This is a genomic window from Streptomyces sp. NPDC030021, from assembly GCF_055574035.1.
This window is the reverse complement of record NZ_JBVIAH010000014.1, coordinates 109,040-135,653: the sequence shown is the minus strand read 5'-3', so window position 1 is coordinate 135,653 and position 26,614 is coordinate 109,040. Positions and strand designations below refer to the sequence as shown.

The 26,614-nt window shown below is 70.6% G+C and carries 29 protein-coding genes and 2 pseudogenes; 12 read left to right on the top strand and 19 right to left on the bottom strand.

Translation table 11 applies throughout. The features are described from left to right. Window positions 1-5 precede the first annotated feature (5 nt). The 8 genes from ACZ4YL_RS26415 to ACZ4YL_RS26380 all read right to left on the bottom strand — a co-directional run bounded on the left by ACZ4YL_RS26415 (window position 6) and on the right by ACZ4YL_RS26380 (window position 10,967). Window positions 6-1,205, bottom strand: a complete 1,200-nt coding sequence (locus ACZ4YL_RS26415; RefSeq protein WP_468119844.1) for an FAD-dependent monooxygenase — start codon at window positions 1,203-1,205, stop codon at window positions 6-8. 96 nt (window positions 1,206-1,301) lie between these two features. Continuing rightward, complete coding sequence (locus ACZ4YL_RS26410; RefSeq protein WP_468119842.1) at window positions 1,302-1,877, bottom strand: hypothetical protein; 576 nt, start codon at window positions 1,875-1,877, stop codon at window positions 1,302-1,304. Further along, entirely contained in the window at window positions 1,874-2,254 is a 381-nt protein-coding gene (locus ACZ4YL_RS26405; protein ID WP_373040886.1) for a PadR family transcriptional regulator, read from the bottom strand. Before ACZ4YL_RS26405 ends, ACZ4YL_RS26410 begins: the two co-directional genes overlap by 4 nt. A 51-nt stretch (window positions 2,255-2,305) precedes the next feature. Further along, a complete protein-coding gene (locus ACZ4YL_RS26400; RefSeq protein ID WP_468119840.1) occupies window positions 2,306-4,477 on the bottom strand; it encodes a DEAD/DEAH box helicase in 2,172 nt (723 codons plus the stop codon). A 142-nt stretch (window positions 4,478-4,619) separates the two neighbouring features. Then, window positions 4,620-5,978: a DUF4407 domain-containing protein gene (locus tag ACZ4YL_RS26395; RefSeq protein WP_468119838.1), complete on the bottom strand. Its 1,359-nt coding sequence runs from the start codon at window positions 5,976-5,978 to the stop codon at window positions 4,620-4,622. Continuing rightward, on the bottom strand, window positions 5,968-7,692 hold the full coding sequence (locus ACZ4YL_RS26390) for a hypothetical protein (RefSeq protein WP_468119836.1): 1,725 nt from the start codon (window positions 7,690-7,692) through the stop codon (window positions 5,968-5,970). Before ACZ4YL_RS26390 ends, ACZ4YL_RS26395 begins: the two co-directional genes overlap by 11 nt. Further along, window positions 7,689-10,028, bottom strand: coding sequence for a hypothetical protein (locus tag ACZ4YL_RS26385; RefSeq protein WP_468119834.1), 2,340 nt, complete (start codon window positions 10,026-10,028; stop codon window positions 7,689-7,691). Before ACZ4YL_RS26385 ends, ACZ4YL_RS26390 begins: the two co-directional genes overlap by 4 nt. 87 nt (window positions 10,029-10,115) lie before the next feature. Continuing rightward, complete coding sequence (locus tag ACZ4YL_RS26380) at window positions 10,116-10,967, bottom strand: hypothetical protein (protein ID WP_468119832.1); 852 nt, start codon at window positions 10,965-10,967, stop codon at window positions 10,116-10,118. 286 nt (window positions 10,968-11,253) lie between these two features. Here ACZ4YL_RS26380 and ACZ4YL_RS26375 point away from each other — a divergent pair, with 286 nt between their 5' ends. Then, window positions 11,254-11,790, top strand: coding sequence for a Pycsar system effector family protein (locus ACZ4YL_RS26375; protein WP_468119830.1), 537 nt, complete (start codon window positions 11,254-11,256; stop codon window positions 11,788-11,790). Here ACZ4YL_RS26375 and ACZ4YL_RS26370 read toward each other — a convergent pair. The 4 genes from ACZ4YL_RS26370 to ACZ4YL_RS26355 all read right to left on the bottom strand — a co-directional run bounded on the left by ACZ4YL_RS26370 (window position 11,770) and on the right by ACZ4YL_RS26355 (window position 13,730). Next, window positions 11,770-12,474 carry a Crp/Fnr family transcriptional regulator gene (locus tag ACZ4YL_RS26370; protein ID WP_468119828.1) on the bottom strand — a complete coding sequence of 235 codons (705 nt, stop codon included), beginning with the start codon at window positions 12,472-12,474 and terminating at the stop codon, window positions 11,770-11,772. The two genes, ACZ4YL_RS26375 and ACZ4YL_RS26370, sit on opposite strands and share 21 nt — an antisense overlap. A gap of 327 nt (window positions 12,475-12,801) precedes the next feature. Continuing rightward, window positions 12,802-13,056 carry a Txe/YoeB family addiction module toxin gene (locus ACZ4YL_RS26365; RefSeq protein WP_468119826.1) on the bottom strand — a complete coding sequence of 85 codons (255 nt, stop codon included), beginning with the start codon at window positions 13,054-13,056 and terminating at the stop codon, window positions 12,802-12,804. Further along, window positions 13,053-13,334, bottom strand: a complete 282-nt coding sequence (locus tag ACZ4YL_RS26360; protein WP_267032894.1) for a type II toxin-antitoxin system Phd/YefM family antitoxin — start codon at window positions 13,332-13,334, stop codon at window positions 13,053-13,055. The genes ACZ4YL_RS26365 and ACZ4YL_RS26360 overlap by 4 nt, the downstream gene beginning before the upstream one ends. A gap of 186 nt (window positions 13,335-13,520) precedes the next feature. Further along, a complete protein-coding gene (locus tag ACZ4YL_RS26355; protein WP_468119824.1) occupies window positions 13,521-13,730 on the bottom strand; it encodes a hypothetical protein in 210 nt (69 codons plus the stop codon). A gap of 130 nt (window positions 13,731-13,860) precedes the next feature. On the opposite strand from ACZ4YL_RS26355, the gene ACZ4YL_RS26350 reads away from it, so the two are divergent. Next, window positions 13,861-14,130: a type II toxin-antitoxin system Phd/YefM family antitoxin gene (locus ACZ4YL_RS26350; protein ID WP_468119822.1), complete on the top strand. Its 270-nt coding sequence runs from the start codon at window positions 13,861-13,863 to the stop codon at window positions 14,128-14,130. After that, on the top strand, window positions 14,123-14,386 hold the full coding sequence (locus tag ACZ4YL_RS26345) for a type II toxin-antitoxin system RelE family toxin (RefSeq protein WP_468119820.1): 264 nt from the start codon (window positions 14,123-14,125) through the stop codon (window positions 14,384-14,386). The genes ACZ4YL_RS26350 and ACZ4YL_RS26345 overlap by 8 nt, the downstream gene beginning before the upstream one ends. A 274-nt stretch (window positions 14,387-14,660) precedes the next feature. Here the strand turns inward: ACZ4YL_RS26345 and ACZ4YL_RS26340 are convergent, their stop codons facing one another. Together ACZ4YL_RS26340 and ACZ4YL_RS26335 are read right to left on the bottom strand one after the other, a co-directional pair. After that, window positions 14,661-15,128 (bottom strand): hypothetical protein, encoded by a 468-nt coding sequence (locus tag ACZ4YL_RS26340; protein ID WP_468119818.1) that lies wholly within the window; start codon window positions 15,126-15,128, stop codon window positions 14,661-14,663. Then, window positions 15,125-15,673 carry an ArsR family transcriptional regulator gene (locus ACZ4YL_RS26335; protein ID WP_468119816.1) on the bottom strand — a complete coding sequence of 183 codons (549 nt, stop codon included), beginning with the start codon at window positions 15,671-15,673 and terminating at the stop codon, window positions 15,125-15,127. The genes ACZ4YL_RS26340 and ACZ4YL_RS26335 overlap by 4 nt, the downstream gene beginning before the upstream one ends. 321 nt (window positions 15,674-15,994) lie before the next feature. On the opposite strand from ACZ4YL_RS26335, the pseudogene ACZ4YL_RS26330 reads away from it, so the two are divergent. Then, a pseudogene (locus tag ACZ4YL_RS26330) lies at window positions 15,995-16,075 on the top strand (CPCC family cysteine-rich protein); the annotation flags it as partial. Window positions 16,076-16,127: 52 nt separating this feature from the next. Next, on the top strand, window positions 16,128-17,210 hold the full coding sequence (locus ACZ4YL_RS26325; protein ID WP_468119994.1) for a hypothetical protein: 1,083 nt from the start codon (window positions 16,128-16,130) through the stop codon (window positions 17,208-17,210). Between the two features lie 103 nt (window positions 17,211-17,313). On the opposite strand, the gene ACZ4YL_RS26320 is transcribed toward ACZ4YL_RS26325, so the two are convergent. Both ACZ4YL_RS26320 and ACZ4YL_RS26315 read right to left on the bottom strand, forming a co-directional pair. After that, window positions 17,314-17,880, bottom strand: a complete 567-nt coding sequence (locus tag ACZ4YL_RS26320) for a hypothetical protein (RefSeq protein WP_468119814.1) — start codon at window positions 17,878-17,880, stop codon at window positions 17,314-17,316. 238 nt (window positions 17,881-18,118) lie between these two features. Further along, a pseudogene (locus tag ACZ4YL_RS26315) lies at window positions 18,119-18,427 on the bottom strand (hypothetical protein); the annotation flags it as partial. A gap of 54 nt (window positions 18,428-18,481) precedes the next feature. On the opposite strand from ACZ4YL_RS26315, the gene ACZ4YL_RS26310 reads away from it, so the two are divergent. Then, window positions 18,482-18,751, top strand: a complete 270-nt coding sequence (locus tag ACZ4YL_RS26310; RefSeq protein ID WP_328927440.1) for a type II toxin-antitoxin system Phd/YefM family antitoxin — start codon at window positions 18,482-18,484, stop codon at window positions 18,749-18,751. Next, on the top strand, window positions 18,744-19,007 hold the full coding sequence (locus ACZ4YL_RS26305; protein ID WP_468119812.1) for a type II toxin-antitoxin system RelE family toxin: 264 nt from the start codon (window positions 18,744-18,746) through the stop codon (window positions 19,005-19,007). The genes ACZ4YL_RS26310 and ACZ4YL_RS26305 overlap by 8 nt, the downstream gene beginning before the upstream one ends. An 84-nt stretch (window positions 19,008-19,091) precedes the next feature. Here ACZ4YL_RS26305 and ychF read toward each other — a convergent pair whose 3' ends face one another. After that, on the bottom strand, window positions 19,092-20,180 hold the full coding sequence (gene ychF, locus ACZ4YL_RS26300; RefSeq protein WP_327737152.1) for a redox-regulated ATPase YchF: 1,089 nt from the start codon (window positions 20,178-20,180) through the stop codon (window positions 19,092-19,094). 212 nt (window positions 20,181-20,392) lie between these two features. On the opposite strand from ychF, the gene ACZ4YL_RS26295 reads away from it, so the two are divergent. Then, on the top strand, window positions 20,393-20,836 hold the full coding sequence (locus ACZ4YL_RS26295) for a DUF6542 domain-containing protein (RefSeq protein WP_468119810.1): 444 nt from the start codon (window positions 20,393-20,395) through the stop codon (window positions 20,834-20,836). 9 nt (window positions 20,837-20,845) lie between these two features. Here ACZ4YL_RS26295 and ppgK read toward each other — a convergent pair whose 3' ends face one another. Continuing rightward, the gene (gene ppgK / locus ACZ4YL_RS26290) at window positions 20,846-21,610 is read right to left on the bottom strand and encodes a polyphosphate--glucose phosphotransferase (RefSeq protein WP_468119808.1); all 765 of its coding nucleotides are present in this window, start codon (window positions 21,608-21,610) and stop codon (window positions 20,846-20,848) included. A gap of 21 nt (window positions 21,611-21,631) precedes the next feature. Continuing rightward, a complete protein-coding gene (locus tag ACZ4YL_RS26285; protein ID WP_382542278.1) occupies window positions 21,632-22,636 on the bottom strand; it encodes a 4-hydroxy-3-methylbut-2-enyl diphosphate reductase in 1,005 nt (334 codons plus the stop codon). A 106-nt stretch (window positions 22,637-22,742) separates the two neighbouring features. On the opposite strand from ACZ4YL_RS26285, the gene ACZ4YL_RS26280 reads away from it, so the two are divergent. The 4 genes from ACZ4YL_RS26280 (at window position 22,743) to ACZ4YL_RS26265 (ending at window position 26,461) form a co-directional block, all read left to right on the top strand. Beyond that, window positions 22,743-24,122, top strand: coding sequence for an APC family permease (locus ACZ4YL_RS26280; protein ID WP_468119805.1), 1,380 nt, complete (start codon window positions 22,743-22,745; stop codon window positions 24,120-24,122). A gap of 33 nt (window positions 24,123-24,155) precedes the next feature. Further along, window positions 24,156-25,442 carry an exodeoxyribonuclease VII large subunit gene (gene xseA, locus ACZ4YL_RS26275; protein ID WP_468119803.1) on the top strand — a complete coding sequence of 429 codons (1,287 nt, stop codon included), beginning with the start codon at window positions 24,156-24,158 and terminating at the stop codon, window positions 25,440-25,442. Window positions 25,443-25,496: 54 nt separating this feature from the next. After that, window positions 25,497-25,715, top strand: a complete 219-nt coding sequence (locus ACZ4YL_RS26270; RefSeq protein WP_189732883.1) for an exodeoxyribonuclease VII small subunit — start codon at window positions 25,497-25,499, stop codon at window positions 25,713-25,715. A 152-nt stretch (window positions 25,716-25,867) separates the two neighbouring features. Next, window positions 25,868-26,461 (top strand): malonic semialdehyde reductase, encoded by a 594-nt coding sequence (locus ACZ4YL_RS26265; RefSeq protein WP_301366916.1) that lies wholly within the window; start codon window positions 25,868-25,870, stop codon window positions 26,459-26,461. The last annotated feature ends 153 nt before the right edge of the window (window positions 26,462-26,614 follow it).

Genomic DNA, 26,614 nt, shown 5'->3' with positions numbered 1-26,614 from the left:
CGGCGTCAGTACCGCTTGAGCGTGATGGCGGTGGCGGCCCGGTGGATCGGCTCGACGGCCTTGGCCATGAGCCGGTCCCTGCCCGGGAGGCGGCCCAGCAGCGACAGCACCGCCATGGACATCCGTACCTGCCCGGCGCTGCGCAGCACCATCCGCTTGATGTTGGCGGGCCCGAGCTTCTGGTTCCGCTCGACGAACGGCCGCATCTCCCGCTCGTACGCGGCCAGCGCGGCGGAGTACCGGCCGCCGGCCGCCGCCAGCTCGCCGGCCAGGACGTACGCGCCGACCAGCGCGAGGCTGGTGCCCTGCCCCGATGCGGGCGAGGCGCAGTAGGCGGCGTCGCCGAGCAGCACCACCCGGCCGGCCGACCAGCGGTCCATCCGGACCTGGCTGAGCGAGTCGAAGTAGAAGTCCGCGGCTCCGTCCATGCCGTCGAGCAGCCGGGGCACCTCCCAGCCCTCGGCGGCGTAGGCCTCGGCGAGCAGCCGCTGCTGCCGGGCCCGGTCGCGCCGGTCGTACTCCAGCGGCCCGGAGGCGAAGAGGAACATGGCCTTGGCACCGTCGTCCCGGGCCGTGCTGTAGGTGAGCGCGGTGCGGCCGGGGCCCACGTAGGTGAGCTCCCACCGGTCGAGCCCGAGGTGGTTGGGCACGCTGAAGACGCAGACGTAGTGGCCGAGGTCGTGGACGAATCGCTCCTCGTCGCCGAACACCAGCGCGCGGGTGGCGGAGTGCAGCCCGTCCGCGCCGACGACGAGGTCGTAGTCCTCCACGCGCCCGCTCTCGAAGGTCACCGTCGCGTGCGCCTCGCCGTTGTCGACGGCGGCGACGGCGTCGCCGAAGAGGTACTCGACCTCCCCCTCGGCCGACTCGTGGAGCAGCCGGTTCAGGTCGCCGCGCAGGATCTCGGCGTCCTCGTCCTGCCGGCCGCCGAAGGTGTCCCCGTCCATGCTCGCCACGCGCTTGCCGGCGGCGTTGACGATCGAGCCGCCCCGTACGTCCGTACGCAGCTTGCGGATCTCCTCCCGCAGCCCCATGCGGGTCACCACGTCCAGGGCCGCTCCCCGGATGTCGACCTTGTAGCCGCCGTCGCGGATCGCGGGGGCCCGCTCGACCACGGTCGGCCGGAAACCGTGCGCGCGGAGCCAGTAGGCCAGCGCGGTACCGGCAATTCCGGCTCCGGATATCAGGACCCTTGCGTTCGTCATCGTGGTGGCACTCTCCTTGCGTCGCAGGCAGGGCGTGTGATCACCAGATCGTGCCAACCCTGCGGCGCGCGGACCAGACGTACCGTCAAGTAATCTTCAGCGAGGCCGAGTTGCGCCATTCTTGGCGTTCCGGCGGGCCCGCGAGTCGGCGAGTATGTACGGCACCGCGGGCAGCAGCAGGACCGGCGCGACCCACAGCGGGAGCGTGAACAGCACCCCGTCCCCGGTCAGCCACTTGGTGAGGATCATCACGGGCAGACCGACCGCGAAGGAGAGCAGCCAGTGCTGGTGCATGGGCATGCTGCCCCGCCGCAGCTCCCAGGCGACCGTGATCGAGCCGATGGCCGCCCAGAAGGCGAGGTAGTCGGCGGTCACGGGCAGTTGGGCGGTCCACCGGATCAGGTGCGAGAAGACCGGCAGGCAGCCGAGGACGAAGCAGGCCATGGCCATCGTGCGCAGGGCCCGCCGGGCGAACGGGGCACGCTCGCGCGCCCAGGCCGCGGCGAAGGCCCGTACGTCCGGGCCGACGACGTCCTGCGCGGTGCGCCCGGCGGCCTCCGCGTCCTCCAGGTGTGCGGAGAGCTCGTCCAGCATCTCCCGCATGGCCGCTTCGCCGACGCCGCGGTACTCCCAGTTGCTGCGGCAGGCGGCGAGTATCTGCTCGTTCGTCATGGTGCGTCTTCCCCCGTGGGTTGCGTACCGGCGCTCAGGATCCGGCCGACGGGGCCGGCGAAGGCCTGCCAGTCGGCCCGCCCCCCGGTCAGCTCGGCGCGCCCGGCCTCGGTCGGTCGGTAGTACTTGCGCGGGGCGCCGCCGCTGGGGGACGGGGCACGGTACGAGGAGATGAGCCCCGCCCGCTCCATCCGCGCGAGCAGCGGATAGATGCTGCCGTCACTGACGAGGTCGAGCCCGCCTTCGGCGAGGGCTTCGGCGAACTCGAAGCCGTAGCGGGGCCGTTCGGCGATGAGGGACAGCAGACAGAGGTCGAGCACTCCGCGCAGGAGCTGACTGCGCCGTTGGTCTGCGGTCGCGGCCGGCTTCTTTGTCATGCGGTACAAGATAGTCACCGACTCCCTTGCACCGCAAGACAATCAGGTCCCCTAGGACGGCCTGCGGGCCGTTCCCAGCCGCGTCTGCTCCTCCTCGACGATCCGGCGGGCCATCGCGACGTCCGACACGTCGACCGCGTCCGGTGTGGACTCGGCGACGGCGCTGCGCCGTGCGTACGCGTCGAACAGGCGGCTCTTGTTCTTCAGGATCCGCACCATCCGCTCGTCGACGCCGCGCGTGGCGAGCAGCCGGTGCACCCGGACCGGACGCACCTGCCCCATCCGGTGGGCCCGTGCCACCGCCTGATTCTCGATGGTCGGCTTGACCTGGGGCTCGCAGATGATCACGACGGAGGCCGCCTGCATGTTGAGTCCCACGCCCGCCGCCTCGATCTGCGCCACCAGCACCGCGTGACCCGGCGCGGCGGCGAACTCGTCCACCACCTGCTGGCGGCGGGCGGGCGGCACGTTCCCCGAGAGCGGACCGAGCACCTGGCCGGCGCCGGGACCGGGCGCGGCCTCCAGGGAGTCCTTCACCACCCCCAGGACATCCCTGAAGTTGGAGAACACCACCACCTTCAGCCCGTTCTCGGCGGCGTCCTCGACGATCTCGCGCAGCCGGTTCAGCTTCGCCGACTTCTCGGGGTGCGCGTACGCCGCCCTGCGCATCGCCATGAAGTTGCCGGAGCGCACGGCCTCGCGGTAGGCGGCCTCGTCGGAGGCGCTCAGCTCCTCCCACTCGTCCGTGTGCTGGAGCGCGGGCAGTTCGGTCAGGACGTCCTGCTGATTGCGGCGCAGATAGACCGGGGCGACCGCCTTCCGGAAGGCCTTGGAGCCGGCCACGCCGTCCCGGTCACCGACGGCCGCGGCCAGATCGGGCTGGAGGATGTTCACCAGGCTGCGGAACTCGGAGACCCGGTTCTCCATCGGGGTCCCGGTCATGAACAGAACGCGGTCGCAGCGCCCGGACCATTCGGTCACGGCCTGCGCGCGCCGGGTCTTCGGATTCTTCACGTAGTGCGCCTCGTCCACCACCAGCATCCCGATCTCGCCCCCTCCGGGCGTGGGAAATCCGCGCAAGGCGTCGAAGGTGGTCACCGCGACCCCGCCCCGGCCCTTCCAGTCGGCGAACGCCTCGTGCCGGTCGGGGCCGTGCAGGCACATCACGCGCAGCTTGCTGCGGGCCTCGATCTCACGCGTCCAGTTGATCAGGACGCTGGCCGGGCAGACGACCATGAAGTGGCTCTGGCCTTCGGCAGCGAGGTGGGACAGGGCGGCGATGGCCTGGATGGTCTTCCCGAGCCCCATCTCGTCCCCGAGGATCACCTTGCGCTGCGCCAGCGCGAAACGCGCCCCGAAGGACTGGTAGCCGCGCAGCGACACCCTGCGGTGCGTGTCGTCGAGCTGCTGGCGGCGGACCCGCTCGGCGACCTCGTCGGGCAGGAACCCTTCGGCGGCGGCCGCGTCGGGGCTGCGGCCGGCGATCTCCGCGAGGAGGCTGTAGTACTCGGCGGACCTCAGCTCGAAATCGACCCAGGCCGCCACCTCGGTCGAGGGACCGCGCAGCAGATCCACCGAAGCCTGCGCGAGCAGCTCGGGCACCGCGCCCTGCGCCGCTTCCTCGGTCAGGCCGCGGACCTCGGCGACGGCGCCGAGCGCCCGGTCCCGCTTGGCCTGCCCCGCCAGCAGCATCCGCAGCCGCCCGGCGGCCGGCCTGGCCTCGGCGAGCAGCGGGCCGAGCCGCTCCGCGAGCACCGCGGCCGCGTCGAGGGCGCGCTGCGCGTCGGGGCCCGCCTCCACCAGTACGTGCAGGGCCATGACGAGCGCGGTGGTCCGGGGCTCCGGCCGGTCCACGTCGATGTGGACGGCGATGGTCTCCCGGACGGCGTCGGAGATCTGGCGTGCCGCCGCGATGACCTGATCGGCGGTCCGCTGCCCCACACCGGGGATCTGGCGCAGCCGGTACGACCCGGCGTCGAGCACCTGCCCGACCGAGCGCAGCCCGCTCCGCTCGACCTCCCCGAGCCTCAGCCGGCCCTCGGTGACCTCCTTCAGCCGGGCCACGGGGATGGCCTCCAGGGCCTGTTCCGCCGCCGCGTCGTGGATCGGCTTCAGGGCCTCCCGGACGGCGTCGACGGCCTGCCGGTGGTCACCGACCACCGCCTGCGCGGCCTCGTACAGCCGCTCTCCCCCGGCGACCGCCGCCCGCTCCCTGCGCCCCATCCGGCCCCGGCCTCTCTCTCCGTGTGCCCGCATCCTCCCACCGCCGTCCCGCAACGCCGAAAGCGCCGGTACCGGCCGGATGCGACGGTGACCGGTCGCCGCGACCACCGGGATGGTCGGAGCAACCGGTCACCGTCGGGCGTCACTCGCCCAGGAGCCGGGCGGTGCGGGCGTCGAGCTCCTCGCGGACCATGCGGGCGTGCTCGGTGCGCGCCTTGTAGTGGTCGTGACCCAGCCGGGCCTTGTCCTCCTCGGCCCACACCTCCGCCGCGTACTGCCGGACCTCGTGGTCGATGGCGTCGACCCGGCGCTGCGCCTCCTGGTCCTCCAGGTGCATGCGCTTGTTGGCCTCGCGCCGCTCGGCGAGCCTGCGGTCGTACTCGGACGGGCCGCTCATCAGCTTGGCGAGCACCGGCATGGCGTCGACCAGCAGCAGCACGGCGTGCAGCAGGAACATCATGAAGAGCGCGAATCCGTCGGACCAGGCCACCGTGGACAGCGCGTCGGCGCGCAGCAGCAGTCCGTCGTGCTGCTGCGACTTCTGCCGGTCGGCGACCTTGGCGTCGATCGCCTCCTTGACGTCCGCGCGGTAGGAGGTGCCGGTCCTGATCAGCTCCTCGGACAGGAGGTTGCCCTTGCCGACGAGCTCGGCGCGCTTCGCCTCGTACTCGGCGATCTTGCCCGTGGCCTTGTACGTGCCGGTGTCGGCGCGGGCGCGCTCACAGGTCTCGGTGGTGTCCCAGCCGTTGCCGCGCCAGATCCAGCGGTCCTTGGCGCACTCGCGGCGCTCGGTCTCCAGTTTCCCGCCGAGGGTGTCGTTGTAGGTCTTGATCTGCTCGTCGAGGCGGGCGGTGGCGGCGGTGTTGTCGGCGATGTCCTCCTTGATCGAGGCCGGCGCGCCCGGCACCGTCAGATGGAAGTCGCCGCACTCGTCGCGGTTCGTCGTGTCCTGGCCGTCGAGGGGGTTGCAGGCGGTGAGGTCACCCCGGAAGTCGGCGAGGTCGCGCTCCCTGCTGACCGCCATCTCCTGGCGTATTTCCCGGTCGAAGATCTGGAACAGCAGCGGCTCGGCGATGGTGAGCCCGAGCACCACGGAGAGGAACAGCCGGGGCACCAGCATGCGGACCGCCCGACCGCCGGTGTAGCCGTGGGTGCTGGAGACCAGCCAGCTGTCCAGGGCCAGCACGATCCACGCCCACACCACGCCGACGACGACGGCCACCGCGACCGGCGTGCCCTCGCGGATCGTGGAGATGGCCATGGCCATGGAGGCGCCGCCGAGCAGCGCGGTGTTGAGGACGATGGCTCCGTACCACGTGTAGCGGGCGCGCTCGGCGCTCTCGCGGTCGAGGATCTCCTCGCGGATGCCGATCAGACGGCGCAGGAGCACGGCGGGGCCGCGGCCGCCCCAGGCCCGGTGGGCGCGGTGGGCGGGCCGGGTCTCGGCCGCCCATGCGTCGTACTCCTCCTCGGGCGGGCGTACGGGGGTGTCAGCGGCCACGCTCCTCCCTCCCCGCTTCACCGAGGTCGTCGTCGGCGATCAGGGGGCGGCGCGCGGAGCGGGCGCCGTCGTCGTCGCCTGCGCCGTCGCGGTCCCGGTCGGTGCCGCCGTCGCGGGCGGACCGGCCGGTGCGCTCGCCCCCGTCGCGGTACCGGTCGTCCGTGTACCGGTCGTCCCCGTACGGATCGTCGCGCCGGCCGTACTCCTGTCCGTACTCCGGGCCGTACTTCTCCTTCCCGTACGGGTCCTCCTCGTCGTACGACCGGCGGCGCTCGTCGGAGCGGTCCCCGGACGACGCGCCGGTGCCCTCCTTCAGCTGCGGGGTGTCGGCGGCGCCAGCCACCTGCGCGGCTGCGGGCGGGTCCTGGTCGAGGAGGCTCTGCCCGGTGCTGAGGCGCTCGACGAAGGCACGCGCGTCGAGCGGCGCGTTGTCGAGGAGGCCGCGGTTGATCAGCTGGCGGCTCAGTTCCTGGTTGATGTTGTCGCGCCGGTCGGCCCGGTGACGCCGCTCGGCCCGGTCGGCCAGCACGTCCTCGCGCTGGTCCGCCCGCTGCCGCAGCCGGTCGTCGCGGTCCGCGGTCCGCTGCTCGCGCTGCTCCTCCCGGGCGGCGTCGAGCGCGGCGCGCTGATCCTGGCGGTCGACCTCACGGTGGCGGTCCTCGCGCTCCAGGCTGTAGCGGAGGTCCTCCCGTTCGGCATGGCGCCGCCGTTCGGCGTTCTCCCAGTGGCGCTCCTCGTCCTCGCGCTGCCGCTCGCGCCGCAGCCGGTCGGTCTCGCGCTGCCGCTCGGACAGGTCGGAGTACCCGATCTCGCCCCGGCGCTGGGCGAGGATGTCGGTGTTGGCCGGGTCGGTGCCGAAGTCTTCGAGGTCCTTGAGCGCCTCCGTGCGCTCGAACTCGTTGTCCTTGCGCTTGAGGTTGTGGGTGTAGTGCTGGTCCTCGGCGTCGGTCCGCTGGGTGTACGACCGCCGGAGGTCCTCCAGTTCCTGCTGGTGCCGCATTTCGAGCGACTTGCGCTCGGCTTCCATCGCCTTGCGTTCCTTCTCCCGCTCGTGCTCCATCTGCTCGCGTTCGCGGCGCACGGCCTCCTTCACGCGGTCGTGCTCGCGTTCGCGCCGCTCCTCGTCGGCACGGCGCTGCTGGTCGGCGAACTCCTGCGGGGTGAGCACGGTCAGGTACGGGTCGCCGACGGAGAGCCCGGCGATCCGCGGCGGTTCCATCTCCAGGTACGAGATCAGGCGCGCGGTCAGCCGCCGGGACACCTCCTTGCCCGCTTCGAGCGGCCACTCCTGGGTGACGTCGGCGAGTCCGGGCAGCGCCCGGAGATACCCGAGCAGCCGGGACTCCACGTCGACGACGCCTTCGCGGACGACGGCCACGGGGTCGGTGACCGTGCAGTGGAAGGCGACCTGGACGGTGAAGCCGTCGGTCTCGGCGGACGGTACGTCGGTGCCGACGGTGACGGGCACGGCGGTGCGGCAGTCGACGACCGTGACCGAGCCGGCGTTCAGGACGGTCTCGTCGCCGGGCCTGCGGACGCCGTGGTCGGTGAGGTACTGGTCACCGGTTCGGTAGACGAGGACCTGGTGGGCGGAGACGCGGGGCAGTTCGTCGTGCGAGCGGGTCGGCTGGTTCCAGAAGCGGCGACCGGTGCGGGGCGCGGGAGCCAGCACCCGCTCCTCGACCAGGGGATAGGTCCTGCGGATCGTGGTCATCGTGGGTGGGTGTCCTTCACACGGTTCAAGGCGCCGAGCAGGGTCGCGACGCAGTCGGGACCTGGGGCGCGAGTGGGACGGGAGTCCGCGAGTCGGCCCAGCTCGCTTGTCAGCAAGGGGTGTTCGACCTGCGGAAGCGCGGCGGCGAGGGCGTGACCGAGTCGCGCGGCCGCAGCGGTGGGGTCGGAGGTCACGGCGTGCAGGCCGCGGACCGTGACGAGCAGAGCGGACAGGGCGTTGCGGCGCAGCGGCCGGTAGCAGAGGATCGCCGCCCACAACTCGGCGACGACGTCGGCTTCCTCGGGCCGGTCGGCGACGTAGCGTGCGACGGCGGGGCGGCCCGAGAGCCGCTCGGTGGCGGTGAAGATCCAGAGGGTGGTTTCGAGGACGAGCAGGCCGGTCGCCGAGTAGGCGGCGGACCGGGTGCGCTGTTCCTTCCTGATCCGGTGCGCCAGGGCGTCGAGCACGATGCCGGCGTCCTCCTGGCAGTCGACGAGCGTCAGGAACAGCTGCGCCCAGGCCCGCAGCCCGTGTTCGCGTTCCTCCCGCTTTTCGAGGGCGCTGGTGCGCAGCACCGCCCAGAGCCACTTCACCGCGTCGGTGGGGAAGGTGACGCCGAGCTGGCCGCTGAAGGCGAGGAGCGCGGTGCCCCGCAGGGTGGGGTGGGTGGACTGGGCCCAGGTGCGGGCCAGTGTGAGCGCGGCGGCCGCCTGGGTCTCCTCCAGGCACATGTACCAGAGGACGTACACGGCGAGGGTCTGCCCGGTCTCACCGCTCTCCCCGCGCGCCCACGGGTCGAGGTAGCTCTGCACGACCTCGTCGAAGGCGATGTGCCCGAGCAGCGTGAGTCCGGAGGCGATGGAGAGCTGGAGGGCGGGGTCGGGGTCGGCCCCGACGAGCGCGTCCAGCCAGTGGCGGACCGCGTCCCAGTACTCGGTGGGGTGGTCGCGCCACAGCGCCTGCAGCACCCAGCGGCGCAGCTCGGCGTCGGCGAAGACCATGACCTCCCGGGTGGTCGCGCCGTAGGTCTGCATCTCGGTGGTGATCAGGGCGTTGCGGGAGAGCGAGCGGCGCCGGTCCACCGGGCGGGCGCGGCGGCGCTGCTGCGGGTCCTGGCCGTCCGGGGCGGCGGCCTGCCCCGTGGCGTCGGGGGCCGACGCCCCGCCGGCGGCAGCCCCGGTCCGGGTCCCGGCCGCGGCCGCGGCCTCCGGCGTGAAGTAGACCGGTCCGAGGAGCCGTTCGAGGAGGTCCTGGAGCGATTCGAAGGCGCGCCGTCCGATGCCCGGGGCGAAGGCGAGGGTGGTGACCTCGGCGATCTCGCGCAGGCTCCGCTCCTCCTCGGCGCCGAACCACTCCTGGACCGCCTGCGGCGCGCTGCCGCTGTGCTCCTTCCACGCCTGGTCGGGGTCGGCGCCCGCCGCGATCCGCTGTGCCGCGTCGGCGACGACCGCGAGGGGGCAGCGGGGCGGGATGCCTGCCACGGCCCGGTCGACGATCTCCTGCGGGATACGGGCCTGGACCAGCCGGGCCCGTACCACCTTGTCCAGGAGCGGGGGCCGCCACGGCAGATGGCGTACGGCCTTGGGGGAACGGCCGGCCACGCCGTGCACGGTGGTGATCACCAGATGGGCGCGGTGGCGGCGCAGCTGGTCGCGCACCCGGCGCCAGTCGAAGTCGGAGGACGGACCGGCGTCGTCCGCGGTGGTACCGGCAGCTCCGGTGGCTCCCCCGGTTCCGGTGGTTCCGGTGCGGTCGAGGACGACGTAGCCGACGCCCGCGTCGAAGGTGCGCTCCGCGAGCTGGTCGAGGCCGATGTCGGGCGAGAGCACCACGTAGTCGGCGGAGGGTCCGACGGTCTCCCGGAGCAGGGCGACCGCGCCGGAGCGCTTGCCCGTGCCCTGGGGGCCGGTGAGGACGACGATGCCGGTACGGGACAGCTCGTGGGCGGCTTCGTCGAAGCAGTCGGGCCGGATGTAGGAGCGCAGCAGCGCGTCGATCTCGTCGGCGTCGAGGAGGCCGGTGGCGCGGGCCCGCCCGGGCCGCTCGGCGGCGGTGGCGATGCCGAAGTGGGCGCGGCCGTGGTACTGCGGGCCGTAGAAGTTGTTGTAGACGCGGTAGTCGCCGTCGGAGGAATCGACTCCGGAATCCGCTCCGGAATTGGCTCCGGAATTGGCTCCGGAATTGGCTCCGGAATTCACTCGTGAGGGTGACGGGGACGTGGGTGTGGACGGGGTCGGGGTCGGCGGCGGGGTCGGGGCCGCGGGCGACTCGGGGGCGGGGCGGGGATCGGCGGTGCCGTTCGCCTCGTCGGTTAACTGCCGGGGTTCGCCGGACACGCCGTCTCCTTCCCCACCACTTCCGTGATCCTCCGTGAGCCGATCCGTGGATCTCACGTGTGCACCCCGTCTCCCCGTCCGCTCAAGTCACTTGGAGATGCCGAAGACGACGTTCCCGTTGATGACGGTTCCGTACAGATTGTTGGTGGCCGAGTCCCCTGCGCCCGCGGCGGCCGCTGTGGAACCGGAACCCGAACCGGAGGGAGACCCGGAGTCGGTACCAGAACCGGTGTTGGAGCCGGTGTTGGAGCCGGAACCGGAACCGGATCCGGGACCGGGGCCCGAACCGGGGTCCGGCTCACCGAGGTCCGGCTCACCGGGGCCCGGCTCACCGAGGTCCAGCGTGTGGACGTCGTACCCCGACACCCACAGCCAGGCCCGGCCCCGGTACTCCTTCTTCTCGACGACGACCTCGCGGAACTCCTCCGGCCGGAAGTTGGTGTACCCCTGGGCGACGAGCTCCGTGAAGACCGGCGCGGTCAGGGCGACGGCGAGCGCGGCGTCCGGGGCCGCGGCGAGGGCCCGGCGCAGGGGATCGCTCTCCAGGATGCGGGAGACCTCGACGGGGCCGGGGCCCACGAAGCCGTTGGGGGCCTCGGACGCCGGACCGAAGTGCACGGCGGCACGCAGCGCGAGCCGCGCGCCGGGCACCCGGTCGCGGTTGTGGGCCCGCAGCCCGGCGTCCAGCCGGCGCATGAACGGCTCGACGAGCGCCTGCTCGTCGGAACCGGCCGGGAGCACGGCGAACTCGGAATCCCCGGCGGCCTGCCGTACCCAGGAGGCCCGGTCGAGCCCGGCCGCCTCGGCGGACTCGGAGAGAAGCCGGGGCAACACTGTCTGAATCTCGCGCTGTCGCGCGGTGTCCGCGCTGCCGTAACCTCGCGCGTCGACGGCGAGCAGAAGCCGCCTGCCGAACCCACCCATCGCACCTACGGACATCCCGTCCTCCTCGTCCGTGACATCGGGAAGCACAGCATGCCGCACCTCCAACTCACTCGCGAATCAGAAGAGTTACGAGGTTGAGAGCGATGCGGCATGCCGCTCCCGGACCGACGCCCACCCCCGTGGAGCGCCGGTCACCCTGCCAGTCGTACACGGGAACCGGCCACTTGCACCCCGTGGAAATACGGGATCTCGCGCAGTCGTCCGATCCCGTAGAAGTGCCTGGTCCGCCCAGCGGGCGGGCGGCTCAATGGAACTCCATCCGAGCCGCGTTGGAGGTTCCGTGACATCCACCCCGCCCACCGCACCCACGGCGGCACCCGCATGTGCCGCGGGCGCGCCCGGCTCCGCCGCGCGCACGATGCTGACCGTCCTGCAGACGACGCACCAGCACGCCGATGCCAAGGCCGGCATCCTCTCCGCCGTGCAGGCGGCGCTCGTGGGGACGGCGGGCGCGTGGAGCGAGGCGGCGCTCGACGGCTTGCGGCGCGGCGGCCCGCTCGGCTGGCTGGCGGGGGTACTGCTGGCCCTCTTCGTCTGCGGCCTCTTCGGCGGCGCGGCCTCGCTCGCGCTGGCGCTCCGGCCGCGCGTCTGGCGGCCCGCCGGCCCCAACGACTACAGCTTCGTCCGGCCGGCCGCCGCCTCGGACCCGTCGCCGCCCGTCACGGCCGAGGACGAGCGGCAGCTGCACGCTGTGATCCGCTTCCTCTCCGACGTGGCCCTGCGGAAGTACCGCTGTGTCACGGCCGCCGTGGTGTGCACCGCGGTGATGGGAACCACCGCCGGTCTCTGTCTGCTGCTACGGCCTCTGCTCGGCTGATCCCCGGGGCCGGCCCGGGGCGGGCGGCGCCACGGGCTCGGCGAGTTCGGCCACCCGGGCGAGCCGGGCGAGGTCGTGCACGGTGGTCGTCCGGTATCCGGTGCCGAGCAGCCCCTCGTCCCGGAGCTCGCGCAGTCCCTTGTGCACGGTGGTCTCCGCGGCGCCGGTGAGCGCGGCGAGTTCGGGCTGGGTGAGCTGGAAGCCGATCACATGACCGCCACCCGCCTCGGGCCGCCCGTACGCCACGGCGAGCTCGACCAGAAGCCGCGCGAGGCGCACCTTGACCGGATACCCCCGGAATTCGAGCCGCCGCCGGTTGGCCCAGCGCAGCCGGTCGGCCACGATCCGGGTCAGCGCCATCGCCACCTCGGGCCGCCGCAGCATGAGCCCGTGCAGGGCCCCGGGCCCGATCACCCGCGCCCGCAGCGGCCCGCAGGCCACCACGCCGGCCGACCGCGGCGCACCGTCGAGGGCGGCCATCTCGCCCACACTGTCCCCGCCGACCCGAACGGCGAGCAGCGACTCCTGCCCGTTCTCGACGGTCGCGGTGACCTTGGCGAACCCGCTGAGGATCACGTACAGATGCCGATCGGCGGCGCCCTCGGTGAGCAGCACGCCGCCCGAGTCGAGGGTCAACTCCGGACCCAGCCCGAGTAATTCCGCCCGCGCGGGAGCGGATAACACCCCGAGCAGACTCCGACCCGGCCATTCCCACTGCCCACCCGGCCCCACGCCCACCACTCCGCCCTCCGCACCCACACCCCGCGCCCGCCCAGGCTAGGCCCTCCCCCACCGAATGCCCCCACGCACGCTCCGCTGTTTGCACATGGGCCACTCGATACGCTGAGCGCATGACGCAGCCACTGCTCGCAGAGTCCATCCGTGACGTGCGTGCACACCTGGCGCGGACCGCGACGCCGTGCCCACAGTGACCTGATGGTGGCCGCCGCCGACGCGCCGGCACCATCCCGCACGGGAGGGGCATCCCAACGCACACCGAGCACTCAGCGATCAGTAGTGATACCGGGCTGCGAGGATGACGGTCCCTTTGTCCGTCACCAGGTAGACGAGGCGGTGCTCGTCGTCGATCCGCCGCGACCACACGCCAGGCAAGTGGTACTTCAAAGGCTCGGGCTTGCCGATCCCCGAGAAGGGGTCACGCCTGACGTCCTCGATGAGCTTGTTGATCCGGGCGAGCACCTTGCGGTCGTTCTTGAGCCAGGACGTGTAGTCCTCCCAGCCCTGACCCTCGAAGACGAGCCTCACGCGGCACCCGCACCTGCGTCCGCCGAGTCCGGATCGATCAGCTCACGCTCCGACACGTTGATGTGCGCCAGGGCGTTTTCGTACGCCTTGAGCAGCCGACGGGCGTTCGCCGGGGAGCGCAGCAGGTACGAGCCCTCACGCAGCGCCGCATAGTCCTCGGCCGAGACGAGCACGGCGTTGCCGTGCTTGGAGACGATCTCGATGGCCTCGTGGTTCTCGTTGACCTTCTTGATCAGCGGAAAGAGTTCCTTGCGGGCTTCGCTCGCGGTTATGGACATGGCCTCACCCCTTCCCTCAAGTGGTACCTGATAACGTACCACTCTTGACGCCCATCAGTCGGGTCGAATGGCTGACGGATAGCCGGATTTCCCAGCACCATCCCCGCACGGGAAACAGCAAGGGGTCGACCCCTGCAGGAGTCGACCTCTTCTGACCTGCATGTTCGCCACGTCGGAGACGTGGCGTCACGTCCCGTCGATCCATACGCCCGGCGCCGGCTCGAAATCGAGGACCGGGACACTGTGGATCCCCGAGATTCGATACTCCACAGTGGGATCGGGGAAGGCCTCCCTCAGGGCCGTCTCGAAGGCCTCGGCAGTGGCACGCCAGGCTCCGCCGTCGCCCCGGGGCGGGTAGAAGGCGAAATTGGTGCGGATATTCCGCTCAGTGGGCACGGTCTTCCTCTGCCTCACGGCACGTATCGCGTCGAGCCCGGCGTACCCGACATCGCCATCATGGACTGCCAGTAGGCAGCGGCATCCTCAGCCGTTGTGTACACATGGGACACTCGGTACGCTTGTGCGCATGACGCAGCCGCTGCCCATCGAGTCCATCCGCGACGTGCGCGCACATCTGGCCGAGGTCGTGGAGCGCGCGGACCGCGACGACGTACCCACGGTGATCACGCGCCGGGGCAAGGAAGTCGCCGCGGTGGTCTCCATCCAGGTGCTGCGCAAGTACCAGGAATGGGAAGAGCGCGAGATCAACCGGATCATCGACGAGCGCATGGCCAACCCTGCTCCCGGCATCCCGATCGAGGACATCATGAGGGAGACGCTGGCGCGCGGTGAGTGAGTACCGAACCGTCTTCCGCCCCGAGGCGCAGGCCGAGCTTCGGAAGATCCCTCGCGACATGGCACTGCGCATCCTGGCCAAGCTGACCGAGCTGGAGACCGACCCCCTCGGCTTCAACACCACCGCACTCGTGTCCCAGCCCGAGCGTCGCCGCCTGCGCGTCGGTGACTATCGCGTCGTCTACACGATCGACAACGGAGAGTTGGTGGTCTGGGTCGTTCACGTGGGACACCGGTCCACTGCTTACGAGACCTGATTGCCGCTGACCCCACGTCAGAATATCCAGCACCCATCCAGCACGGTGACGACGAAGGGGTCGGACTCGACTGAGCCCAACCCCTTCTGACCTGCATGTTTGCCACGTCAGAGACGTGGTGTCACGTCATCCGCTCAGACGTTGAAGCGGAACGTGCAGTGCAGGGCTCTCACCTGCGAAAACGCGGTTCTGGGCGGGCCAAGTCAGCACGGAATCAGCACGGGAAAACAAGGTCGACGCTCCCACCCCGTGGCCGAGCCGGCAGATCAGAGCTTCAGTAACGCGGCATGTTCGGGATCGCCTTCTCCGCGAGTTCGATGAGCGCCTCCACCTTCGCCAAGTCGCCCGCAACCTCCTCCGGCGTCACAGCGGGGGCCTCCGATGACCGGTACTCGACTTCGTTGCGCCGGGCGCGCATGCGGTTGAAGGGTCGCAGCATGGACCCGAGCGGCGGGTCGAGCTGTGCCCGCACGGCCTCGTAGATGACGGTATGTCCACCACGACTGGTCGCGCGCAGTCCCTGGTTCTGCAATACCGCGGCCAGCGCCCTACGCGCGGCGTCATAGGCCAGTGTGTACCCACCCTCCGGGTCCGTGGCCGCCAACTGCCGCGCGGAGCCGACATGCGTACGCGCCCGGGCCAGTTCCGCTTCGGCGGCCTCCCGAGAAGCTGGGACTCGTTCGAGTCCGCCACTGGCGATGAGCGCGTCAACCGTCGACCGCCCTTGATTCCAGCGCGTCATTGCGCCTCCAAGTCAAGGTTCAGCTGTACCAGCGGACGTTCGCGAACGCTGGTGAGGAACGGATCGTCCGTCCGGGCCTCCCACGCTTCGACGGAGACCCGATGAACGTTGACCTCACGACGCAAGCGCCGTGACGCCTCCTCGGCAAGGTCGAAGAGCGCGTCGGCATCGGGGGCACCCACAACGAGGACATCCACATCAGCAGGCGGCAGCCCCGGCTCACCGTTGTACCGAGCGGCCCACGAGCCGTAGATATAGGCGCGCTCCACGCCTTCGAGGCCGGCGAGCGCATCGGTGAGCACGGACACGGGGCCGAAGGAGACGGCCATGAGCTCGCTCAACGGACGGTACAGCGGAGTATCTGTGCGGGCCTTGACGAGGCGACTCCGCCCCACTCGCCGATCGGTCAGAATGCCACCGCCAGCCAGCCGGTCAACCTCCCGCAGGACAGCGGTGGGCGTCACGCCGACCTCGGCCGCGAGTTCAGTGATGCCGTACTCACGGTCCGGATGCAGGAGCACCAGCGCGAGGAGCTCGCCTTGCATGCGAGACCGGAGGATGGGGAGCAGGCTCGGCGACATTTTCATTGGGCGCAGGATATCAAGCGTCTAACGAAAGTAACACTCTGCACTGACATGGTCACCAGAGCGGCTTGAGAGGCTGCCGCAGGGTGCCCAAAAGTCAGCACCAGGTCCGCACGGGAATGCAGAAGGGGTCGGACTCACCGGAGTCCGACCCCTTCTGACCTGCACATTTGACGAAGGACGGGACGACGGCCGGCACGCAGGCATCTTCCCTCTCGCGTCGGCGGCCGGTGCCGCTGAAATCCATGGCCCGCCGTCCGGCACATCGGCAAGACTGCACAGATGAGCAGCCGATACCCGTGTCCTTGCTGCGGGCATCGCGGGCTCGACGAGATTCCCGGCTCCTACTCGATCTGTCCTGTCTGCTTCTGGAGGGGGTACCACCCTCTCCTGCTCACCGGAAAGGCACTCCCGAATGACGCTGCGCAAGGTGCTGACAGGTGTGGTGACGGCAGTCCTCTGCGGCACTGCCGTCTCCTGCACGGCCGGGGGCGACGACAGTACTTGGACCGCGCCCGCCAAAGGCCAGGCCGCCGCGCTGCTGGACTTCTCCGACGAAGGCCGGGACGCGAGTCTCAGGACGGTGGCGTTCTACGGCTTCAACGGTTTCCCGGGCGGTATGACGACCGGCCAAGACGGCAGCGTCTACGTACTTGGACAGAAGCTGGTCCGGATGAAGCGCGACCGGACGGTGTCGACGGTCGAATTCGCCCGTGAGAAGGAGGGCGCCGCCACCGGCGTCGTGGCGCTGGCCGACGGCTCTCTTGTGCTCGGCATCGAAGGACAGGTGAAGAAGCTGGCGCCGGACGGCGGCGTGTCGGTCCTGGCCGGCGCTTCCGGGTCCGCCCGCACGACGGGGACGCCTGTTCCGGTGTCGGCACCCGCCGCCGGATTCCGCTTCAGCGCTACGCCGAGCCCGTTCGGGGCCAGGCCCGACGGAACCATTCTGATCGCGGATCACGATGTCTTGTGGGCGCTCAAGGACGGCACGCTCAGACAGCTCTACCGCACCACCGCGACGTCTCCGGATGGCGAGCCGCTCCTGCTCGGCTGGGACAACGCGGTCGACGCGTCCGGCACGGCGTACGTGTCCCCTGAGGTGCCTGAGCGCGTGCCGGGACGTCTCGGCGATGTGGTGGCGATCAACGCCGACGGCCTGTTGAGCAAGCCGCTGCTACCCTCGGAGATCCCCGGGCTGCCGGGATCCCCTGCCGCGCTGAAGGTGACGTGGCTAACCGGCGACGGCGCGAGCGGCATATTCGCGCAGGTCTATGACGCGTCGGGCTCCAACGGCGCGGTCCTGCACCTCCATTCCGGGAGGGCCGATGTCCTCACGCGTGAGAAGCCCGGCATCAGCTCCGGCAGCCCCTGCCGTATTCAGCACCCGATGGACGCGCTGCAACTGCAGTGTGCACTGCCCCCAGGCATGACCTATCGGTCGGGCAGCCTCATCCTCGGCGGAAACGGGGACTACGTCCTGGAGATCCGGGTCACCTGACCCATCCGGAGATCGAGGGCCGGCGTACAAGGCTGAGGACCCTCGCGGACAACAAAACGGGGCGAGGCGGCTGCCCTGGACGGGATGACGTTGCCTCAGAGGCTCACTTCTCCGTCTTCGGCCAGTAGAAGGAGAGGTCGATGGACGTCGGCTTCTCATCGTCGAAGGAGTACAGCAGGGATGCGTCGATGTATGGCGTTCCCGGCGTGTGCTTCGCGGGAGACATGCCGCTGGTGGACATCACGTCCTCGTGTCCGGCCTCGCGGCCGCCGGTCCGCTGCTTGTACCAGCGGTCCACGTTCACGGTGTCCATCGACAGCTCCTTGGCCAGCTCCTTCGCGGCCCGGTAGGCGTCATCGGTGCTCATCTTCGGATAAATGATGTGCACCGAGTCGACAGTGCCGGTGTCCGGGTCCGCGTCGAGCCGGAGCATGCGCTTTCCGGTGAGGTGAATTCCGCCGGAGAACGTGATGTCGTACTCGGCCGAGGAGATTTCCCAGGAACTCCGGCTCTTGCCAGACCAGTTGACGTCCGATTTGGTATGACTGTGACTCAGGTCCCATTTCACGGAACTGGGATCCTCCCGGGCCATGTACAGGTAACCAAGAAGAAGCAGTGCGGCCGAGACGGCCGCGAAGGTGATGACGAGGGGCCGGGCGCGGTACGGCATCCTGGATCAGCCCTCGCCGTTGAGCGTGATGCGCCGGAACTCCTTGGCGCGCTCGTTCAACGGCAGGGCGATGTCCGTCGTGGTGGTAGATCTCCGAGTAGCAGGGCGGGCAGGATGGTCTTCTGCTCCCGCGCGAGGAGATCCTGGTTCCCGTCGGAGATGCGCTTGGGGTCTGCTGAATTGACCCCTTTCATGCGCCGGCAGATCTGGCATCGATCAGACCTTCCCGTTGGAGGGGTCAGGCGTACACCTTCTGGACGTTGGCGTCGTTGGGGCCGAGTCCCTTTGAAGTGTCCCAGGTGGCGGGGTCGACGTCCGCCGCGATCATCGCCCTGGCCATCTGGCGGGCCATCGCCGTGTCCGAAACGTCGGCCGCGTCCGGCTTCGACTCGGCGACCGCGCTGCGGCGTGCGTACGCGTCGAACAGTCGGGTCTTGTTCTTGAGCATCTCCAACATCCGCTCGTCCACCCCATGGGTCGGTTTGATCCGAGACTCACAGATGATCACGACGGAGGCGGCCTGCATGTTGAGCCCCACCCCCGGCGCCGACCGTAGCCCGAAGCCGTTGTGTACACATGGCACACTCGGCACCCTTGAGGCATGACTCAGCCGCTGCCCATAGAGTCCATCCGCGACGTACGCGCTCACTTGGCCGAGGTCGTCGAACGGGCCGACCGCGACGACGTGCCCACTGTCATCACCCGTCGCGGCAAGCAGGTCGCCGCCGTCGTGTCCATCGAGGTCCTGCGCAAGTACCAGGAGTGGGAAGAGCGCGAGATCAACCGCATCATCGACGAGCGCATGGCGAGCCCGGCCGCCGGCATCCCGATCGAGGACGTGATGAGGGAGACGCTGGCACGCAGTGAGTGACTACCGCACGGTGTTCCGGCCCGAGGCCCAGGCCGAGCTGCGCAAGATCCCGCGTGACATGGCGCTTCGCATCCTGGCCAAACTGACAGAGCTGGAGAGCGACCCCTTCGACTTCAACACCACCGCACTCGTATCCCAGCCTGAGCGCCGCCGCCTACGGGTCGGCGACTACCGTGTCGTCTACACGATCGACAACGGGGAGCTGGTGGTGTGGGTCGTACACGTCGGACACCGCTCCACGGTCTACGACACGTAGCTGCTCCAGGTTCTGCGGACTGTTGCGGACAACACACCGGCCTGACCCGCGTTCTCGCAGGTCAGGCCGCCTGCGGGTATGCGATCAAACGTTGAAGCGGAACTCGACCACGTCGCCGTCCTGCATGACGTAGTCCTTGCCCTCCATGCGGGCCTTGCCCTTGGCGCGGGCCTCGGCGACCGAGCCGCAGGCGACCAGGTCCGCGAAGGAGATGACCTCGGCCTTGATGAAGCCGCGCTGGAAGTCGGTGTGGATCACGCCGGCCGCCTCGGGGGCCGTGGCGCCCTGCTTGATGGTCCAGGCGCGGGTTTCCTTCGGGCCGGCCGTCAGGTAGGTCTGCAGGCCCAGGGTGGCGAAGCCGACGCGGCCGAGGGTGGCGAGGCCGGGCTCGTCCTGGCCGACCGACTGGAGGAGCTCCAGGGCTTCCTCGTCGTCCAGCTCGGAGAGGTCCTGCTCCAGCTTGGCGTTGAGGAAGATCGCCTCGGCCGGGGCGACGAGCGCGCTCTGCTCGGCCTTGAAGGCGTCGTCCGTCAGCTCGTCCTCGTCCACGTTGAAGACGTAGAGGAAGGGCTTCGTGGTGAGCAGGTGGAGCTCGTGGAGGAGGTCGCCCTGCTCCGTGCCCTTGGTGATGCCCTTGGAGAAGAGGGTGTCGCCCGCTTCGAGGATCTTCTTGGCCTCGACGACGGCCGCGAGGACCGCGACCTTCTCCTTCTGGAGGCGGGACTCCTTCGTCAGGCGCGGTTCGGCCTTCTCGATGGACTGGAGGTCGGCGAGGATCAGCTCGGTGTTGATCGTCTCGATGTCGTCCTTCGGCGAGACCTTGCCGTCGACGTGGACGACGTTCTCGTCCTTGAAGGCGCGGATGACCTGGCAGATGGCGTCCGACTCGCGGATGTTCGCCAGGAACTTGTTGCCCAGGCCCTCACCCTCCGAGGCGCCGCGCACGATGCCCGCGATATCGACGAAGTCGACCGTCGCCGGGAGGACGCGCTGCGATCCGAAGATGCCCGCGAGGACGGCCAGACGCTGGTCCGGGACACCGACGACGCCGACGTTCGGCTCGATGGTGGCGAACGGGTAGTTGGCCGCCAGCACGTCGTTCTTGGTCAGGGCGTTGAACAGGGTCGACTTGCCGACATTCGGCAGGCCGACGATTCCGATCGTGAGCGACACGTTGGCGACTTCCCGTAGCTGGAGGGGCGGCGGCCCAGGAGTGGGCCACCGGACAGTTTACTTTCCGATGAGTGGCGGTGGATGTACGCGTGTCCGGGGCCCGATCCGAGCTGCTCCCCGCCTAGTTTGGTGGGGTGGAGCAATACAGGACGCGATCGGCCCCTCACCAGCAGCGACCGCCGGCCCAGCGTCAGGGACCCCGGCCCGCCTCGGTGCCCGCCCAGGCCGGCGGCGGTCCGCGGCGGTCCGCGCTCGCGCGGCGGATGCCCCGGCCCCGGCTGACCGGCCTCGGCGGCGGGCTGTTCGCGTGCGCCGCCATGGTGCTGGTGGGCGGGATCTGCTGGCTGCTGTTCGGTTCCTCGCTCTTCGTCTACGGGCTGCTCTTCCTGCCCGTCGCGGCCGCCACCGCGCTCTGGGTACGGCCCGCCGACCTGATCACCGCGCCGATCGGCGTGCCCATCGCCTTCGCCGCCGGAGTGTGGCCCATCTCGGGCGGCTCCGGCAGCATCGGCGGGCAGCTGATGGGGCTGGTGTCCGCGCTGTCCCTGCACGCCGGCTGGCTCTACGCCGGGACGCTGGTGGCCGCGCTGATCACCGTCGTCCGCAAGGCCGTGCTCATCGGCAGGCGACGGGTGCCCCGGCGCATCGCCCAGTGAGCGCCGGCCCTACTTCTTCGCCGATTCAGCCGCCTTCGCCGCCTTCGCCGCCATCGCCGCTCCCACGATGCCGGCGTTGTTCTGCAGCTTCGCCGGGACGATCTCGGCCCGCACGCCCTCGATCAGCGGCAGGAACTTCTCCGGCTTGCGGCTGACCCCGCCGCCGATGATGAAGAGGTCCGGGGAGAAGAGCATCTCCACGTGCTGGAGGTACCTCTGCACGCGGTGTGCCCAGCGGTCCCACGTGAGGCCGTAGTCCTCCTTGGCCTTCACCGACGCCCGCGTCTCCGCGTCGTGGCCCTTCAGCTCCAGGTGTCCGAGTTCCGAGTTCGGGACCAGCCGCCCGTCCGTGAACAGGGCGCTCCCGATGCCCGTCCCCAGGGTGAGCAGGAGGACGGTGCCGCCCCGCCCGCGCCCGGCCCCGTACGTCATCTCGGCGACGCCCGCCGCGTCCGCGTCGTTCAGCACGGTGACCGGCATGCCGCGCAGCTCGCGCGCGATCAGCGCCGCCGCGTCGACGCCGATCCAGGACTTGTCCATGTTGGCCGCCGTACGGATGACGCCGCCCGTGACCACGCCCGGGAAGGTGACCCCCAGCGGCCCGTCCCACTCGAAGTGGCGCACCACCTCGCCGACGCAGCCGGCCACCCTCTCGGGGGTGGGCGGCTGCGGTGTCAGTACTTTGTGGCGCTCCTGAGTCAGGTCGCCGCGCTCCAGGTCCACGGGAGCGCCCTTGATCCCGGTTCCGCCGATGTCCACGCCGAAGATCTGCATGGACATACCGTACGAAACGAGTTACTTGTCGGCGACCAGTTCGGCAGCCTCGGCGCGCAGGTCGCGGCGGAGTTCCTTCGGCAGCGAGAAGACGATCGACTCCTCTGCGGTCTTGACGATCTCCACGTCGGCGTAGCCGCGTACCGCCAGCCACTCCAGGACCTCCTCGACCAGGACCTCCGGCACCGACGCGCCCGAGGTGAGGCCGACCGTGGTGACGCCCTCCAGCCAGGCCTCGTCGATCTCGCTCGCGAAGTCGACCAGGTACGCGGCCTTGGCGCCGGCGTCCTTGGCGACCTCGACGAGCCGGATGGAGTTCGAGGAGTTCTTCGAGCCGACCACGATGACCAGGTCGGAGTCGGCGCCCATCACCTTGACGGCGGCCTGCCGGTTCGAGGTGGCGTAGCAGATGTCGTCGCTCGGCGGCGAGACGAGCAGCGGGAACTTCGTCTTCAGCGCGTCGACCGTCTCCATGGTCTCGTCGACCGAGAGGGTGGTCTGGGAGAGCCAGACGACCTTGGACTCGTCGCGGACGGTGACCTTCTCCACGTCGTGCGGGCCGTCGACGATCGTGATGTGGTCCGGAGCCTCGCCGGAGGTGCCGATGACCTCCTCGTGGCCCTCGTGACCGATGAGGAGGATGTCGAAGTCCTCGTTCGCGTACCGGATGGCTTCCTTGTGCACCTTGGTGACCAGCGGGCAGGTCGCGTCGATCGTCGCGAGCTTGCCGCGCGCCGCCTCCTCGTGCACCACCGGCGCCACGCCGTGCGCGGAGAACATCACGATGGAGCCCTCGGGCACCTCCTCCGTCCGCTCGACGAAGATGGCCCCCTTCTTCTCCAGGGTCTGGACGACGTACTTGTTGTGCACGATCTCGTGGCGGACGTACACCGGCGCACCGTACTGCTCAAGGGCTTTCTCGACGGCGATCACGGCTCGGTCCACGCCCGCGCAGTAGCCGCGGGGCGCGGCGAGCAGGACACGGCGGGAAGCAGGAGCGGGGGCGGGAGCAGTCATGTGCTCCATCGTACGGGGGTCTCCAGGAGGCCGGGCGTCCCCCGTACGGCACACACTTGCCCGAAAGCCCCTTCCCGCGCGTACCGCGCGCACCTGCCCCCACCCCGGAGGACGGATGGCTTCCGTTACGGATTCCACTGCGGCCGCGCCCACGGCGCTGCGGCGGAGCCTCGGCTTCCGGGATCTGGTCGTCTACGGGCTGCTGTTCATCGCCCCCATGGCCCCGGTCGGGGTCTTCGGCACGCTCGACGCGAAGTCGCACGGCGCCGTCGCCCTCGTCTACCTCTGCGCGACCGTGGCGATGGCCTTCACGGCCTTCTCCTACGCGCAGATGGTGCGGGTCGCCCCGCAGGCCGGCTCGGTCTTCACGTACGCCCGGAAGGGTCTGGGCGAGGGCCCGGGGCTGATCGCCGGGTGGATGGCGATGCTCGACTACCTGCTGATCCCGGCGGTCGCGTACCTCTTCTCGGGGATCGCGATGAACGCGCTGGTTCCGGAGGTCTCCCGGTGGGTGTGGACGGCCCTGGCCGTCGTGATCACCACCTTCCTGAACCTGTGGGGGGTACGGGCGGCCGCGCGCGTGGGTTTCGCCGTGCTGGCCATGGAGCTCGTGGTGCTGCTCGTCTTCGTGGTCGCCGCGGTGACCGTGCTGGTCCAGGGCGGGGCGCGGCGCGGCTGGCTGTCCCCGCTGACCGGTGACGGCTCGCTCGGCTTCAGCACGGCCGCGGTGCTGGGCGCGGTGTCGGTCGCGGTCCTGTCCTACCTCGGCTTCGACGCCATCGCCTCCTTCGCCGAGGAGGTGACGGGCGGACCGGAGCGGGTGGCGCGGGCGGTGCTGTTCTGCCTGGCGCTGGCCGGGGTGCTGTTCATCGCCCAGAGCTATCTGGCGGCGCTGCTCATGCCCGTGTCCGCGGCGGAGCTGGCGGCCGAGCCGGCGCTGCAGGGACCGGCCTTCTACGACGCGGTGGAGTCCGCGGCCGGCTCGTGGCTGCACGACCTGGTGGCGGTCAGCAAGGCGATCGGGGCGGCCTTCGCTGCGCTGGCCGGGCAGGCGGCGGCCGGCCGGCTGGTGTTCGCGATGGCCCGGGAGCGGCGGCTGCCCCGGGTGCTCGCCCGAACCTCGGGCGGTACCCCGCGGCCCGCGCTGCTGGTGGCGGCGGCCATCACGCTGGTCGCGGCCGTGTGGGCGGCCCGGCGCGACGACGGGCTCGACCAGCTGGTGTCGGTGGTGGACGTGGGGGCGCTGGTGGCCTTCACCCTGCTGCACGCCTCGGTGGTGGGCTGGTTCGTGGTCAAGCGGCGCGAGGGCCCGCCGAACTGGTTCAAGCACCTGGTGATGCCGGTGCTGGGCGCGGCCGTGACCGTCGCGGTGGTCTTCGAGGCCTCCTGGACGGCACAACTGGTGGGGGCGGTGTGGCTGGCGGTGGGTCTGGTCGTGCTGCTCGTCCAGCGCGGCCGCCGGGACCTGCCCGGCGACACCGGCACCGGAGCCTGACGCACTGTCGGCGGCGCCGGATAGCCTGCGTGCATGGGTCTGAATACGTCGGCCGAGGCGCCGCTGCCGGTAGGCCAGGTGTCCCGGCTCATCGGGGGCTGGATCGAGCGGCTCGGCCAGGTGTGGGTGGAGGGGCAGATCACGCAGCTCTCGCGGCGGCCGGGAGCGGGGGTGGTCTTCCTGACGCTGCGCGACCCCTCGCACGACATCTCCGTCAGCGTGACCTGCTTCCGCCAGGTCTTCGACGAGGTCGCGGACGTGGTCTCCGAGGGGGCCCGGGTCGTCCTGCTGGCCAAGCCCGAGTGGTACGCCCCGCGCGGGCAGCTGTCGCTGCGGGCCACGGAGATACGGCCGGTCGGCATCGGGGAGCTCCTCGCCCGGCTGGAGCGCCTCAAGCGGTCCCTGGCCTCCGAGGGGCTCTTCGCCCTGGAGCGCAAGAAGCCGCTGCCGTTCCTGCCGCAGCTGATCGGGCTGGTGGTCGGGCGGGCCTCGGCGGCCGAGCGCGATGTCCTGGAGAACGCCCGGCGCCGCTGGCCGGCGGTCCGTTTCGAGGTGCGCAACGTCGCCGTCCAGGGGGTGCACGCGGTGCCCCAGGTCGTCGAGGCGGTCAAGGAGCTCGACGCCATCGACGAGGTCGACGTGATCATCGTGGCGCGCGGCGGCGGCAGCGTGGAGGACCTGCTGCCCTTCTCCGACGAGGAGGTCGTCCGGACGGTCGCGGCGGCCCGTACCCCGGTGGTCTCGGCGATCGGCCACGAGCCGGACTCGCCGCTGCTGGACCTGGTCGCGGACGTACGGGCCTCCACGCCCACGGACGCGGCGAAGAAGGTGGTACCGGACGTCGGCGAGGAGCTGGAGCGCGTACGCCAGCTGCAGGCCCGGGGGCTGCGCGCGGTCGGCGGGCTGCTCGACCGGGAGGAACGGGGCCTCGCGCACGCCCTGGCCCGGCCGGTCTTCGTCCACCCCCAGCGGATGGTGGAGATCCGCGAGGACGAGCTGGACGCCCTGCTGGCCCGCGCCCGGCGCACGCTGGGGCACCTGCTGGACCGGGCCGACTCGGAACTCGCGCACACCCTCGCCCGGGTGGTGGCGCTTTCCCCGGCGGCGACCCTGGAGCGGGGGTACGCCGTGCTGCAGCGGGCCGACGGCCATGTGGTGCGCTCGCCGGGGGAGGTCGCTGCCCACGATGTGCTGCGCGCGCGGGTGGCGGAGGGCACGTTCACCGTGGAGGTCTCCTCGCTGGAGGCACCGGAGGTCCCGCACTCCCCCGGCTCCCCGGAGGCCCCGGAGGCCCCGGCCGCAACAGCCGCTTCGGAATAGCGACACACGGCCGCAATCACGTGGTCGCACGACACACAGAGGATGGATACGGGAATGGCAGAGGCCGGAACGGCGCTGGGGTACGAGCAGGCCCGCGACGAACTCATCGAGGTCGTCCGCAAGCTGGAGGCCGGCGGGACCTCGCTGGAGGACTCCCTCGCGCTCTGGGAGCGCGGCGAGGAGCTGGCGAAGGTGTGCCGGCACTGGCTGGAGGGGGCCCGGGCCCGGCTGGACTCGGCGCTGGCGGCGCGCGAGCCGGCCGAGGAGGAGTGACGCGGGAGGAGTGGCGGGGGGAGAGAACGACCGGGGAGGAGCGGCCGAGGAGTGATCCCGGTCACCCGGAGGCGGATTTAGTTGAAAATTCATCTACCTCCGCCGTAGAGTCTGGGACATCGCTTCACCTCCGTATGGAAGAAGGCTTTCCGATGTCTCTCGTTCTTGACTCCGCCGCGCAGGACCTGCTGTTCCGCGAGGCCCGCACGGCCAACTCGTTCACCGACGAGCCGGTCACCGAGGAGCAGGTCCAGGCGATATACGACCTGGTGAAGTTCGGTCCCACCGCCTTCAACCAGACCCCGCTGCGCATCACCCTGGTCCGCTCCCCCGAGGCCCGCGAGCGCCTCGTGCAGCACATGGCCAAGGGCAACGACGCCAAGACCGCCACCGCTCCGCTGGTCGCGATCCTCTCCGCGGACAACGAGTTCCACGAGGAGCTCCCGCAGCTGCTGCCGCACTTCCCGCAGGCCAAGGACGCGTTCTTCTCCGAGCGCCCGGTCCGTGAGCAGTCCGCGCTGCTGAACTCCGCGCTGCAGGCCGCGTACTTCATCATCGGCATCCGCGCCGCCGGCCTGGCCGCGGGCCCGATGACCGGTGCCGACTTCGCCGGCATCCAGAAGGAATTCCTGGACGCCGACCACACCCCGATCATGGTCATCAACATCGGCAAGCCGGCCGCCGAGGGTGCCTGGTTCGACCGCTCCCCGCGCCTGTCCATCGACGAGGTCATCACGACCGTCTGACCGGCGCCGCAGCCGCAGCACACGCAGAAGGGGCGTGGGGGGGGGGGGGGGGGGGGGGGAAGGAAAGTCTCCCCCGGGGGTCACCGCATGTGCGGCGGGGAGCGGCCAAGCACCCCCAAAACCCCAAAAAGAACGCCTCCTCCCCCGCAACGC